This is a genomic window from Staphylococcus sp. GDY8P85P, from assembly GCF_017892405.1.
GTDB classification, from domain to species: domain Bacteria; phylum Bacillota; class Bacilli; order Staphylococcales; family Staphylococcaceae; genus Staphylococcus; species Staphylococcus borealis.
The window spans coordinates 1-14,534 of record NZ_JAESLA010000020.1; the positions used below are offsets into that span (position 1 = coordinate 1).

Sequence of the window (14,534 nt, forward strand, 5' to 3'; positions counted from 1 at the left end):
AGACTAAAAAAGTCTGATTTCCACCTTGTCGATTAATCTTATTTTAATTAAATAATTTTTTTATTTATCAACAGATGTTTGCGTAGAACCATTTGTAGTAGCTAACTAAGCTGATAAGAACTTGTTTAGAGTTTTTATCAGCTTTTATTACTTTAAGGAGGCAAGACAATCATTCATAAGAATGCCGTCTACCTCCTTTTTTATTTCATCTAAATGACATCACCTTTTAATAACGTTATAATATATATAGTGTTAAAAGGGTGGGGATTTTATGAGTAAAAAAGAGATTAGAAAAGATATATTATCTCGAATGAAACAATTAAACAAAGAACACAAACAACAAGCAGACACTTGGTTAAAAGATCAATTGATTAATAGTCAATTATATAAAAATGCTAATAGAATAGGTATTGTCTTATCTATGCCTCATGAGGTTGATACATACCCAATTATCGAATCGATGTTAGCTGATAATAAACATGTCTTCGTTCCTGACACAAACTATAAGTTGAAAGAAATGAATTTTAAAGAAATATTATCTTTTAATAGTCTTGAAAAAGATGAAAAAGGCTTATTATATGTTAATGAAGATACTGAAATCACTGATAACCTAGATTTGATAGTTGTTCCTGGTGTAGCATTTAGAAATGATGGCTATCGTATAGGCTATGGTGGGGGATATTATGATCGGTTTTTAAGTCAGTCTGAAGCTAGTACTGTTAGCTTACTCTATGACTTGCAACTATCACAGTTCGATATTGAGTCTCATGACCAACCTGTTGACGAACTAATCATCTTTAATACTTAATTATATTTGGAGGAATTAATGGATACAGAAAAATACTTCTGGAAGTCTATCTATTATTTTATTAAATATTATAACTTTGACCTTGTTAATATTGATAAAAATGATAGTGAAGTCTGGCTCATACATAAAAAAAAGAATACGCTAGCGATATTTAGAAAAGAGATCGTCTCTAACCAAGAAATTCAGTTTGATAAAGCGAAAATGATTGATAATTACAAGCAATTTGAAAATGAGCTTAATTGCAAACTAAAAAACATTAAATACTATTATTTTACTGAACAAGCATTTCAGTATGATGAATTTGCTGAATCTAGTCCAATTAAAATAGAGTGTCTACGCATCGCTAATAACAATGATTTACACAAATTGATTCATCATCACTTATTAACTAAGTTATTATTCAAAAAAGATAACAAGCTTTCTACTTATTATAAAAGGCGCGTATTATCAAATAATCCAATTGATAAACATATGTTACGTTTCACCCCAATGACATACGGCTTAATCACAGTCAATGTATTGATATGGTTAATTATGATACTCTATTTAAACCATTTTTCAGACGTTAAATTATTAGATTTAGGTGGTTTAGTACACTTTAATGTCGTTCATGGCGAATGGTATCGACTGATTACCTCCATGTTTTTACATTTTAATTTTGAACATATTTTAATGAATATGTTGTCATTATTTATTTTCGGGAAAATTGTTGAATCAATCGTTGGTCCATTGAAAATGTTAGGCATATATATTATTTCTGGTTTACTTGGTAATTTTATATCCCTATCATTTAATATTCATACTGTTTCAGTTGGAGCGAGTGGCGCAATTTTTGGTCTAATAGGCGCTATTTTCGCGATGATGTTTGTTAGTAAGACGTTTACTCGAAAGGTAATTGGCCAAATGTTAATCGCCTTATTAGTGTTGATAGTCTTATCATTATTTATGTCTAATATTAATATAATGGCACATCTAGGCGGATTTATTGGTGGCGTTTTAATTACCTTAATTGGCTATTATTTTTGGACAAATCGAAATTTATTTTGGGTTTTCTTAATTATATTACTTGTTTTATTTGTAGCTTTACAAGTAAGAATTTTTACTATTAAAGAACAAAATATATATGATAAATTAATCGAAGATGCCATCTTAGATTATGATTATAAAGAGGCTAGTTCAATCGTTAATCATACGATTGATAAAGGTTATGATGATGATCGAACTTATTATTTAAAAGGATTAATAACAGCTACAACAAGTTCAAGAGCAGAAGGAATGGCAGATTGGGAACGCGGACTAAAAAATCATCCTAATTCCGGTCTTTTAAATTATGAATTGGCAATAGCTAATAGAGCGCTTGATGATAATGAAAAAGCACTCGCTTATGTAAAAAAAGCTCTAGCTATTGATTCTAATAATAATAATTATAAAAATTTAAAAAAAGAGTTGGAAAAGACAAATGAATCGAGAAATTAATAATTTCTATGATGTATTACAACTTCTGAAACGTTATGGTTTTATAATTTATTTTAAAAATCCAAACGATATGTATGAAATGATGTTACAAGAAATCAAATCATTACATCATTACGAATTATTATCTAAAGATGAATATCTAAAATGTATTTTACTAATTAACCAAAGAAGGAATGAGCATAAATGAAAAATATTATTTTAGCAGCTGATATTGGTGGGACAACTTGTAAACTTGGTATATTCGACGGTGAGCTTGAGCAACTACACAAATGGTCAATCAAAACAGATACGTCTGATCATACGGGTAAAACCTTATTAAAGAATATCTATGATTCATTTATAGAAACACTTGCAACACATCAATTAAATATCGATGATGTGATCGGTGTCGGGATAGGTGTGCCTGGTCCTGTTGATTTCGAAACAGGTATTGTTAATGGGGCAGTCAATTTACATTGGCCTGGAAATGTTAATGTTCGTCAAATATTTAGTGAATTTGTTAACTGTCCAGTTTATGTAGATAATGATGCTAACGTAGCAGCCTTAGGAGAAAAGCATAAAGGTGCAGGTCAAGGTGCTGATGACGTCGTTGCAATCACTTTAGGTACAGGTTTAGGTGGAGGTATTATCTCAAACGGTGAACTTGTACATGGTCATAATGGTTCTGGCGCAGAAATAGGTCATATCCGAACTGATTTTGACCAACGCTTTAATTGCAATTGTGGTAAATCTGGTTGTATAGAGACCGTTGCCTCAGCTACGGGTGTTGTTAATTTAATTGATTTTTATTATCCTAAATTAACATTTAAATCATCAATATTACCGTTAATTAAAGAAAATAAAGTGACAGCTAAAGCTGTATTTGATGCGGCTAAAGCAGGAGACCAATTCTGTATTTTTATTACTGAAAAAGTTGCAAATCATATTGCATACTTATGTAGTATTATTAGCGCAACAAGTAATCCAAAATATATTGTTTTAGGTGGTGGTATGTCTACTGCTGGATTAATTTTAATTGAAAATATTAAAACAGAGTATCACAACTTAACATTTACTCCTGCTCAGAAGGATACAGAAATTGTACAAGCACAACTAGGTAACGACGCTGGCATCACTGGTGCAGCAGGACTTATTAAAACATATATACTAGAAAAGGATGGTGTTAAATAATGGCAATTGTCGATGTTGTTATTATTCCAGTTGGAACTGAAGGTCCAAGTGTTAGTAAATATATTGCAGAAATACAAATGAAGCTTGAATCATTTAAGCAAGAAGGTAAAATTGATTATCAATTAACACCTATGAATACACTTATTGAAGGTGATCTAAAAGACTTGTTTGAAGTAGTACAAGCAATTCATGAATTACCATTCAGCAAAGGTATAGATAGAGTTTGCACAAACTTGCGAATAGACGATAGACGAGACAAAACACGTAAAATGAACGATAAATTAAAGTCTGTGCAGAAACATATCGATAAACAAGGAGAATAATATGAGAATCTCAAGCTTGAGTTTAGGACTAGTAGATACTAATGCGTACTTTGTCGAAAATGAAGACAGTGTTATTTTAATTGATCCGGCTGGTGAATCAGATAAAATCTTTAAAAAATTAAATCAAATTAACAAACCATTAAAAGCAATTTTATTAACACATGCGCACTTTGATCATATTGCAGCTTTAGATGAAGTAATTAATAAATATGATGTTCCATTATACATGCATAAAGAAGAATTCAGTTTTCTGACTGATTCTGAAAAAAATGGTTCTGCTAAATTCAAACAGTATGGTATGCCTTTAATCACTAGCGAAGCCAAACCATTAGCATTAGACGAAGGCAAACATAACATTGCTGATTTTGAATTTAATGTACTTCATACACCTGGTCATTCTCCAGGAAGTTTGACGTATGTGTTTAAGGAATTCGCAGTAGTTGGTGATACTTTGTTCAATAATGGAATTGGACGTACAGATTTATATCGTGGCGATTATGAAACACTTGTTGATTCAATTAAAGATAAATTATTTGAATTAGAAGGTGATTTGCCATTATTCCCTGGTCATGGTCCGTATACAACTGTGGATGATGAACAGTTAAATCCATTTTTAGATGGACAATAAAATAAAGTAATTTCTTTTCCTCCTACGTTTATATATGTAGGAGGTGTTTTTTTGAAGTTACTATTCAGAGAAATTGTAAATAAGGCCATTTCAAAAAATGCGAGTGATATACATTTCATCCCTTCAGTAGATGAAGTACATATTAAGTTTAGAATTAATGACTCTCTTGAACTATATGAAACCTTTAACTTAGATGTATACCAGAAATTACTCGTATTTATGAAATTCAGATCTGGTTTAGATGTTTCTTCACAACAAATTGCTCAAAGTGGTCGATATACTTATCAAGCTAAATCTACATACTATTTAAGAATTTCAACTTTACCATTATCATTAGGGCTAGAAAGCTGTGTAATAAGGATAATTCCTCAATATTTTAAAGCTAAGAAAGAATATAAAGCGTTTGAAGATTTTAAGCATTTAGTAAATAAGAAGCAAGGTTTAATTTTATTCACTGGTCCAACAGGATCTGGTAAAAGTACATTGATGTATCAGATGGTGCTACACGCTTACAAAGAACTAAATTTGAACGTCATCACTATTGAAAACCCAGTAGAACAATTACTTAAAGGCATTACTCAAGTATCTATCAATAAAAAAGCAGGAATTGATTATGTTAGTTCATTCAAAGCAATATTGAGATGTGATCCAGATATAATTTTAATAGGGGAAATACGCGATGCTGAAGTAGCTAAATGTGTAATTCAAGCAAGTTTAAGCGGGCACCTTGTTCTATCGACAATGCATTCTGCTAATTGCAAAGGCGCTCTATTAAGGTTAATTGAAATGGGAATTTCAAAACAAGAATTAACGCAATCTATCAATATCATTTCAAATCAAAGGTTAATTACAACAACACAGAACGAACGACGTCTGATTTGTGAAACGATTGATAGGCATCAAATTGAATATTTTTTTGATCATAAACAAACTTTACCGCATAATTTTAATAATTTAGAACATCAATTAAATTTATTATCCAAAGAGGGAACGATTTGTGAAGATACTGCAAACAAATATTTTTAATTTTCCATCAAAGAATTTAACTAGTGCTCAAATGATACATTTACTAGAAACGCTGACGAACTTATTAAAAAGTGGGTTTACATTACTTGAAAGTTTTGAGTTTATCAATTTATATTTTAAATACAGAGATAAAGAATTAAATAATAAAATTATGACATCTATTAAAACAGGTAAAACATGCTATGATATTTTACAATTAATAGGTTATCCTAATTCAATCACCACTCAAGTATATTTTTCACAAAAATATGGAACTCTAGAAGATGCTTTAGAAGAGTCTATAAAATATATGAAAACTAACTTATCTGCAAAACAAAAAGTGATTAAAGCTGTTCAATATCCATTGTTATTATGCACCGTTTTCATGTGCATGATTATTGTTTTGAATTATACTGTAATCCCTCAATTTGAACAATTATACGTATCTATGGATGTTAATTTATCATTTTATCAAAAATTTTTAACATCTATGATTACCTCTTTACCAACAATTATCTTTATAAGTTTCATCATCTTACTTATAACGATTTCATCGTTCATCATCATTCTATTTCGCTTGAATACCTCAAAAAAAGTACTTATTTTATCGTCATTACCATTAATCAACAATTATTATAAAATTTTTAAAACGTATCAACTCTCTAATGATTTAAGCTTATTTTATAAGAACGGTGTGAGTTTACAGGACATCGTTACAACTTACTTAGCTCAAAAAGAGAATGACTATTTAACTTATCTGGGAGATTTTCTAATGGATAAAACTAATAATGGCCTTTCTTTGGCAAATAGCCTGGCTATGATGCCTTGCTTTCAAGATGACTTGATTAAATTTATACAGCAAGGAGAAAAAAGTGGCAAATTAGATGTTGAACTAAAAATATATGCAACTATACTCATTAACCGATTTCAGGAAAAATCTGTTCAACATACTAAAGTGATTCAACCCATTATTTTTCTATTCTTAGGTATATTCATTGTTAGTTTATATTTAGTTATAATGCTACCTATGTTTCAATTAATGCAAAATATTAAATAATAAGGAGTTTTATATGAAGAGAACCGTTAAAAATATGAAGAAGTTAAAAGCCTTTACACTTATTGAAATGTTATTAGTATTGCTCATTATTAGCGTTCTATTAATATTAATCATTCCCAATATTGCTAAACAAACTGCTCATATACAGTCCACAGGCTGTGAGGCACAAGTAAAAATGGTAAATAGTCAGATAGAAGCCTATACTCTAAAGCATAATCGTGCCCCAACTAACATAAATGAACTTGTTGCAGAAGGTTTAATAAAAGACGGACAAAAACAATGTCGCTCTGGAGAAACTATTTCTATATCAAATGGTGAGGCAATTGCGAATTAATAAATTGCCTGGATTTACACTACTTGAAACATTACTCACTTTAATTATTTTAATCATTTTCTTAAACATTTCCCCATATATTTTTAAAACAAATCATTTAAATTTATTTGAGAGTAGATTAAAAATCAATAATATTATTGCTCAATTTGAATATCTTAAATCAAAAGCAATTGCCGAAAATCAATCTATCACAATAGTGCTTAATAAGAATGCTTCAGAAATGAAAGTGATAGAACAGAACGGAAAAAAGTATACATTAAGTTTATTTGGAGCAAAGATAATCTCTGTTGCAAAAGTACAAACACTCACATTTAATAATGAAGGGAAAATAAATCATTTTGGATCAATTATTTTAAAATATAAAACACACTTTTACAGAATAATTTTCCATATAGATAAAGGAAGGATACGTTTTGTCAAATTATCAAGTTAAAGGAAGTCTATTAATTGATAGTTTATTTAGTTTTATGGTGATGTCAGTCATTACTTTAACTTTTTTGACACTATTACAACAATTCAATGTCAATTTGCGAAACCAATACGATATGCTAGATATGAAACAAGCAATCATGACTAGTCATAAATATTACAGCCATAATGAACTCAAAAAAGGAATTAACATAGGGAAATATGAAATTAAACTTTACAAAAATACGATATGTAATAACAATAATTCAGCAAAGAGAAAAGTTTGCATCCGACTTAGTAATTAAAGGTTTTACATTTATTGAAATGCTTATTTCTTTATTCATTACGATCCTCATTTTAACTGTAATGCCAAATTTAATTCGTTTAACCGATACATATTTAATTAACGCTTATGAATTTGATCAGTCAGAATATTCTTTTTTTCAAGTAGACCTAAATAAAATGACTAATTCTAAAACAATTACTATGAAATTGATAAACAATCATACTATTATGATTCAACGACAACATCAAAATGACTATATTAAGTTCCACAATCATAAGATTATTTTTGAAAGCAATAGTAAAGGAAATATCACGCTCTTAAATAATGTACTAGACGCGAATTTTATATCTAGGCAACGAGGAATTATAGAAGTAATTTTAAGAATTGGAAATGAGGTGAATTATTATGACAAAACACTCTTTATATAAGTTTAGTGGATTCATGAGCACTTACACTTTGCTAATTTTTATTATTTATTTGTCTGTCATCACTTTTTATACAACTCAATATAGTTTAAAATTGAAGACAATTCAAAACATGAGTAGTTTTTATGACCAAAAAATTAATCAACTATTTGACAAAAGGTGAGGCTATTGAATAAGAAAAATTCACCAATAATACTTATTGGCTTTATGGGTACAGGTAAAAGCACTATAGGAGAATATTTATCCTTAGAGGAACAATTGAGTTTCATAGATTTAGATAATTACATTGAAATCAGAGAAAATAAAACAATACCTGACATTTTTAAAGATGTCGGAGAAATAGGATTTAGAGAATTAGAGTATAAATATTTATCGGAATGTACACAAAAATATGATGTCATTGCTACTGGTGGTGGTATTATCGAATACTCTAAATCATTAAATTATTTAAAACAGTATAAATACATTTTCTGGCTAGATTGTGACATAGATATTATCTTCAAAAGAGTTTTGAACGATAAACATAGACCAAATGCAATTGATAAATCTAAAAAACAGTTAAATAACTTGTATTTATCAAGGATTTCAAGATATAATGAAATCGCATTCATGAAAGTGAATAGTGATAAAACAATCAAAGAAATTTATAATGATATTATAAATTATCTATCTTGCGGTTGATCAGTATTAGAGAGAATAAAAATATTTTACTTAATTTAAAGTATCATCATTTTTATCGCCGAAGGTGCAAGTTAACTACTAAACTCTCAGGCAAAAGGATAATACTGTTACGCATTCCTGGATTAAGTGTATAAACAGGGTAGCTATTTGCTACTCTGTTTTTTATAAAAAATATAGGGGGTTTTCTAATGACAAGCGAATTAAAAAAAACACCATTGTATCAAAATTATGTAGATAGTGGTGCAAAAATTGTAGAATTCGGTGGATGGGCAATGCCTGTTCAATTTACAAGTATCAAAGAAGAACATAACGCAGTTAGATATGAAATAGGTATGTTCGATGTAAGCCACATGGGAGAAATCTCTATTAAAGGCAATGATGCTAGTAAATTTGTCCAATACTTACTTTCAAACGATACTAATAACCTAACTGACACTAAAGCTCAATATACTGCTTTATGTAATGAAGAGGGTGGTATTATTGATGATTTAGTAACATATAAAGTTGGCGATAATGATTATTTATTAATCGTTAATGCTGCTAACACAGATAAAGACTTTGCTTGGGTTGAAAAACATGCACCTAACTTTGATGTTGAAGTGTCAAATGTTTCTGATCAATTTGGTCAATTAGCAGTTCAAGGACCTAAAGCAAGAGATTTAGTTAGTGAATTAGTCGATATTGATGTAAGTGAAATGAAACCATTTGATTTCCAACAAAATGTTACTCTATTTGGAAAAAATGTTATTTTATCTCAATCTGGTTATACAGGTGAAGACGGGTTCGAAATCTACTGTGATGCTAAAGATACTGTAGATATTTGGAACGGCTTTATTGAACATAAAGTAGTACCATGTGGTCTTGGTGCACGAGATACTTTAAGATTAGAAGCTGGCTTACCTTTACATGGTCAAGATTTAACTGAATCTATTACACCTTATGAAGGCGGAATTGCCTTTGCTGCTAAACCATTAATCGAAGAAGATTTCATTGGTAAATCAGTATTAAAAGACCAAAAAGAAAATGGTTCAGAACGTAGAACTGTTGGTTTAGAATTACTTGATAAAGGTATTGCTAGAACTGGCTATCCAGTATTAGACCTTGACGGTAATGAAATTGGTGAAGTTACTTCAGGTACACAAGCACCATCTTCAGGTAAATCTATCGCAATGGCAATCATTAAGCGAGATGAGTTTGAAATGGGTCGTGAACTATTAGTTCAAGTACGTAAAAGACAACTCAAAGCTAAAATTGTTAAGAAAAACCAAATTGAAAAATAATTAAGGGGTGTGTATTGTGAGTCATCGTTATATACCATTAACAGAAAAAGATAAAAAAGAAATGTTAGATAAAATTGGTGCTAGTTCAATTAATGAATTATTTGGAGATGTGCCAGAGGATATCTTATTAAATAGAGACTTAAATATTGCTAGTGGTGAAGCTGAAACTTCACTTTTAAGAAGATTGAATACAATTGCTAATAAAAACGTAACTAAAGAAACTCATACGTCTTTCTTAGGTGCAGGTGTGTATGATCACTATGCTCCAGCAGTTGTAGATGCTATGATTTCTCGTTCAGAATTCTATACAGCTTATACGCCATATCAACCTGAAATATCTCAAGGTGAGTTACAAGCTATTTTTGAATTCCAAACATTAATTTGTGAATTAACAGATATGGATGTAGCAAACTCATCTATGTATGACGGCATCACAAGTTTTGCTGAGGCTTGTATCTTAGCATTTAATCACACTAAGAAAAATAAAATCGTAGTTTCTAAAGGACTTCATTATCAAGCACTTCAAGTACTAAAAACTTACGTTAAAGTTAGAGAAGAATTTGAAATTGTAGAAGTTGACTTAGATGGTACAATTACAGACTTAGAAAAATTAGAACAAGCAGTAGATGATGAAACTGCAGCTGTTGCAGTTCAATATCCAAACTTCTATGGTTCAATTGAAGATTTAGAAAAAATCCAATCATTTATCGAAGGTAAAAAAGCATTATTTATCGTTTATGCTAATCCATTAGCTTTAGGATTATTAACACCTCCAGGTTCATTCGGAGCAGATATCGTAGTCGGAGACACACAACCATTTGGTATCCCAACACAATTTGGTGGACCTCATTGTGGTTACTTTGCTACAACTAAGAAATTAATGCGTAAAGTTCCTGGTAGATTAGTAGGACAAACTCAAGATGATGAAGGTAACCGCGGATTTGTTCTTACTTTACAAGCTCGTGAACAACATATCCGTCGTGATAAAGCTACTTCAAATATTTGTTCTAACCAAGCCTTAAACGCACTTGCATCATCAATTGCTATGTCAGCACTTGGTAAACAAGGTATTTATGATATTGCAGTTCAAAACTTAGAACACGCAAATTATGCTAAAAAACAATTTAAAGACAACGGTTTTGAAGTTCTTGATGGTACTTCATTCAATGAATTTGTTGTTAAATTCGACCAACCAATCAAAGATATAAATAAAAAGCTAGCTGAGGAAGGTTTCATTGGAGGCTTTGACTTAGGAGAAGCTTCAACAGACTTCGAAAACCATATGCTAATTGCTGTTACTGAATTAAGAACTAAAGATGAAATTGATACATTTGTTAAGAAAGCTGGTGAGCTAAATGGTAGTAAGTAAATCAAGTCCATTAATTTTTGAAAGATCAAGAGCAGGTAGATATGCATACTCATTACCTCAAAGCGATATTAAAACAGATTCAGTTGAGAGTATTCTTGACGATAAATTTATCCGTAAAAACAAAGCGGAATTCCCTGAAGTTGCTGAATTAGATTTAGTACGTCACTATACTGAATTATCTAATAAAAACTTCGGTGTTGATTCAGGTTTCTATCCATTAGGATCATGTACTATGAAATATAATCCAAAAATCAACGAGAAAGTAGCTCGTATTCCTGGATTTGCTGAATCACATCCATTACAAGAAGAAGATCAAGTTCAAGGTTCTTTAGAAGTTGTATACAGTTTACAAGAAGAACTTAAAGAAATTACTGGTATGGATGAAGTGACATTACAACCAGCTGCAGGTGCCCATGGTGAATGGACGGCTTTAATGATTTTCAAAGCATACCATTTAGATAATGGTGAAGGTCACCGTGATGAAGTAATTGTTCCTGACTCAGCACACGGTACAAACCCTGCATCTGCGTCATTTGCTGGATTTAAAGCTGTTACTGTTAAATCAAATGAACGTGGCGAAGTTGATATCGAAGACTTAAAACGTGTTGTTAACGAAAACACTGCTGCGATCATGTTAACAAACCCAAATACACTAGGTATTTTCGAGAAAAACATCATGGAAATCCGAGAAATTGTGCATGAAGCTGGCGGATTATTATACTATGATGGTGCAAACTTAAATGCCATCATGGATAAAGTACGTCCAGGAGACATGGGATTTGACGCAGTACACTTAAACTTACACAAAACATTCACTGGCCCTCACGGTGGCGGTGGCCCTGGTTCAGGACCAGTTGGTGTAAAAAAAGAATTAGCTAGTTATTTACCAAAACCAATGGTAATCAAAGATGGAGATACATTTAAATATGATAATGATATTAAAAACTCTATCGGAAGAGTTAAACCATTCTATGGTAACTTTGGTATCTATTTAAGAGCATACACATATATTAGAACAATGGGTGCAGAAGGTTTAAGAGAGGTTTCTGAAGCAGCAGTTCTAAATGCTAACTATATTAAAGCTAGCTTAAAAGACCACTACGAAATTCCATATGAACAATATTGTAAACATGAATTCGTATTAAGTGGATCAAAACAAAAAGAACATGGTGTTCGTACTTTAGATATGGCTAAACGTTTATTAGACTTCGGCGTACATCCACCAACAATTTACTTCCCACTAAATGTAGAGGAAGGTATGATGATTGAACCAACTGAGACAGAATCTAAAGAAACATTAGATTACTTTATTGATTCAATGATCCAAATTGCTGAAGAAGCTAAAAATGAACCTGATACAGTCTTAGAAGCACCACACAGTACAATCATTGATAGATTAGATGAAACTACTGCTGCACGTAAGCCTGTATTGAAATTTGAAAACCTTCACGAAGAAAAAGAATAATATTCATTTCTTGTCCCTGTAACCTTATAAATGGTTATAGGGACTATTTATATACATAGATTTGTACTTTGAAATTATACGTATTGTTAACACAATTTAAGAGATATTGTTATAATACGCATAGATGTGTTGCATTAAAGGCGTAAAAAAACTCTTAAAGATTTTATCTTTAAGAGTTCATAACAGACATAAGATTATTTTTTTGTTTTAATCTTACCAGTCCATTTTTTGTATCCGCCTTTTAACATATAAATATCTTTATAGCCATTCTTTTTTAGAATACGGGCTGCACGATAACCTGCAACACCATTTGCATCACAAAGATAAATTGGTTGATCTTTACGTAAACCTTGATATCTTTGACTAAACATTGATATTGGAATGTTACGAGCGCCGTTTATATGGCCGTAATCATAGTCTACTTTTTCACGAACATCAATCACTTGAGCTTTTCTTAAACCTTTATGAAATTCATTTTGCTCAAGTTCAGTTACTGCTCGTTTATTCATAAACCAATTTCCAAGCATATATAAAATAATAATGACTATAATAGCTAAAGCTATAATCAAAGATACATTCATATTGCATCCTCCCTAATTAACCGATATTATAATTATAAGACTGTTAGCTAAATTTATCAAAATTTTTTATTAGCTATTTTTATCAAAGTTTTATATGTAAAATTTAATATTTTCTTTAGTTAATTATATATTGTGATTGGAGTTTGTTTTATGACAGAGACATGGAATTTTATAAATACAGGAAGTCACGATCCATATTATAATATGGCAATGGATGAAGCGCTTTTAAACTTTGTATCAAGAGGGGAAATCGATCCTGTTGTTAGATTTTACACTTGGAATCCCGCAACATTATCAGTGGGATATTTTCAAAGATTAAAAAAAGAAATCGACATTGATAAAGTAAAAGAAAAAGGATTCGGGTTAGTTCGAAGACAAACGGGTGGTAGAGGTGTACTTCATGATAAAGAATTAACATATAGTGTTATTGTGTCAGAAGAACATCCTAATATGCCTTCTACTGTAACTGAAGCGTATCGTGTTATTTCTGAAGGGTTACTTGAAGGATTTAAATTACTAGGATTTGAAGCATATTTTGCGATTCCACGTTCAAAAGAAGAACGAGAAAAATTAAAACAACCAAGAAGTGCCGTATGTTTTGACGCGCCAAGTTGGTATGAATTAGTTGTTGAGGGTAGAAAAATTGCAGGAAGTGCTCAAACTAGACAAAAAGGCGTCATTTTACAGCATGGTTCTTTATTACAAGATGTTGATGTTGATGAACTTTTCGACATGTTCACTTTTAAAAATGATCGTCTTAAAGATAAAATGAAAAAAGCATTTGTAGATAAAGCAGTGGCAATCAACGATATTGCTGATAGACATATAACAATTGAGGAAATGGAAAAAGCATTTGAAGAAGGCTTTAAAAAAGGATTAAATATTGAATTTAAACCACTTATTTTATCTGATAAGCAAATGGAAGAAGTAAAAGAATTAGAAGAAAAATATCGTTCTGATGAATGGTTATATAAAAAATAAAAAGACAGTAAATGTGTTTTTAAATTGATGTGCACTCTAAAAATTGGAATTAAATTCTGACTTTATAGGGTGCACTTTTATTTCAGTCAACTACTGCCAATATATATTTATAGAGTCCGGGACATAAATAATATAATGAGGCTATATTGCAAATTCGCAGTAGCTGACTGAACTGAGAAGGCGCTTTAATCAAGCTTTTCTCAGTTCTAGTCATCCTTGCGGGCGAGGCCCAAACAAAGAGAATTTCACTAAGAAAT

16 protein-coding genes and 1 riboswitch are annotated in these 14,534 nt (G+C 30.7%); of the genes, 15 read left to right on the top strand and 1 reads right to left on the bottom strand.

Annotation, left to right across the window (positions count from 1 at the left end):
- Positions 1–271 precede the first annotated feature (271 nt).
- From KA828_RS04775 to gcvPB, 14 genes are all read left to right on the top strand, one after another.
- Positions 272–808, top strand: a complete 537-nt coding sequence (locus KA828_RS04775) for a 5-formyltetrahydrofolate cyclo-ligase (protein ID WP_193839289.1) — start codon at positions 272–274, stop codon at positions 806–808.
- A gap of 18 nt (positions 809–826) precedes the next feature.
- Complete coding sequence (locus KA828_RS04780) at positions 827–2,284, top strand: rhomboid family protein (protein ID WP_210125551.1); 1,458 nt, start codon at positions 827–829, stop codon at positions 2,282–2,284.
- Positions 2,268–2,471, top strand: coding sequence for a YqgQ family protein (locus tag KA828_RS04785; protein ID WP_053029500.1), 204 nt, complete (start codon positions 2,268–2,270; stop codon positions 2,469–2,471). The genes KA828_RS04780 and KA828_RS04785 overlap by 17 nt, the downstream gene beginning before the upstream one ends.
- Positions 2,468–3,454, top strand: a complete 987-nt coding sequence (locus KA828_RS04790) for an ROK family glucokinase (protein ID WP_053029499.1) — start codon at positions 2,468–2,470, stop codon at positions 3,452–3,454. The genes KA828_RS04785 and KA828_RS04790 overlap by 4 nt, the downstream gene beginning before the upstream one ends.
- Complete coding sequence (locus KA828_RS04795; RefSeq protein WP_193839291.1) at positions 3,454–3,777, top strand: MTH1187 family thiamine-binding protein; 324 nt, start codon at positions 3,454–3,456, stop codon at positions 3,775–3,777. The genes KA828_RS04790 and KA828_RS04795 overlap by 1 nt, the downstream gene beginning before the upstream one ends.
- 1 nt (position 3,778) lies before the next feature.
- Positions 3,779–4,405 carry an MBL fold metallo-hydrolase gene (locus KA828_RS04800; RefSeq protein ID WP_075108724.1) on the top strand — a complete coding sequence of 209 codons (627 nt, stop codon included), beginning with the start codon at positions 3,779–3,781 and terminating at the stop codon, positions 4,403–4,405.
- A 51-nt stretch (positions 4,406–4,456) separates the two neighbouring features.
- On the top strand, positions 4,457–5,431 hold the full coding sequence (gene comGA / locus KA828_RS04805) for a competence type IV pilus ATPase ComGA (RefSeq protein ID WP_193839293.1): 975 nt from the start codon (positions 4,457–4,459) through the stop codon (positions 5,429–5,431).
- On the top strand, positions 5,403–6,467 hold the full coding sequence (gene comGB / locus KA828_RS04810) for a competence type IV pilus assembly protein ComGB (protein WP_070854969.1): 1,065 nt from the start codon (positions 5,403–5,405) through the stop codon (positions 6,465–6,467). Before comGA ends, comGB begins: the two co-directional genes overlap by 29 nt.
- Before the next feature lie 13 nt (positions 6,468–6,480).
- Positions 6,481–6,801: a competence type IV pilus major pilin ComGC gene (comGC, locus tag KA828_RS04815; RefSeq protein WP_053029494.1), complete on the top strand. Its 321-nt coding sequence runs from the start codon at positions 6,481–6,483 to the stop codon at positions 6,799–6,801.
- Entirely contained in the window at positions 6,782–7,234 is a 453-nt protein-coding gene (gene comGD / locus KA828_RS04820) for a competence type IV pilus minor pilin ComGD (RefSeq protein ID WP_348634771.1), read from the top strand. Before comGC ends, comGD begins: the two co-directional genes overlap by 20 nt.
- Positions 7,235–8,127: 893 nt before the next feature.
- The gene (locus tag KA828_RS04825; protein WP_210125580.1) at positions 8,128–8,601 is read left to right on the top strand and encodes a shikimate kinase; all 474 of its coding nucleotides are present in this window, start codon (positions 8,128–8,130) and stop codon (positions 8,599–8,601) included.
- Positions 8,598–8,713, top strand: a riboswitch (glycine riboswitch). (Overlaps the previous gene by 4 nt.)
- A 76-nt stretch (positions 8,714–8,789) precedes the next feature.
- A complete protein-coding gene (gcvT, locus tag KA828_RS04830) occupies positions 8,790–9,881 on the top strand; it encodes a glycine cleavage system aminomethyltransferase GcvT (protein WP_075108730.1) in 1,092 nt (363 codons plus the stop codon).
- 16 nt (positions 9,882–9,897) lie between these two features.
- Complete coding sequence (gene gcvPA, locus KA828_RS04835) at positions 9,898–11,250, top strand: aminomethyl-transferring glycine dehydrogenase subunit GcvPA (RefSeq protein WP_075108731.1); 1,353 nt, start codon at positions 9,898–9,900, stop codon at positions 11,248–11,250.
- Positions 11,237–12,715 carry an aminomethyl-transferring glycine dehydrogenase subunit GcvPB gene (gene gcvPB / locus KA828_RS04840; protein ID WP_053029489.1) on the top strand — a complete coding sequence of 493 codons (1,479 nt, stop codon included), beginning with the start codon at positions 11,237–11,239 and terminating at the stop codon, positions 12,713–12,715. Before gcvPA ends, gcvPB begins: the two co-directional genes overlap by 14 nt.
- 194 nt (positions 12,716–12,909) lie before the next feature.
- Here the strand turns inward: gcvPB and KA828_RS04845 are convergent, their stop codons facing one another.
- On the bottom strand, positions 12,910–13,296 hold the full coding sequence (locus tag KA828_RS04845) for a rhodanese-like domain-containing protein (protein WP_011275678.1): 387 nt from the start codon (positions 13,294–13,296) through the stop codon (positions 12,910–12,912).
- A 150-nt stretch (positions 13,297–13,446) separates the two neighbouring features.
- On the opposite strand from KA828_RS04845, the gene KA828_RS04850 reads away from it, so the two are divergent.
- Positions 13,447–14,277 carry a lipoate--protein ligase family protein gene (locus tag KA828_RS04850; RefSeq protein ID WP_053029488.1) on the top strand — a complete coding sequence of 277 codons (831 nt, stop codon included), beginning with the start codon at positions 13,447–13,449 and terminating at the stop codon, positions 14,275–14,277.
- The last annotated feature ends 257 nt before the right edge of the window (positions 14,278–14,534 follow it).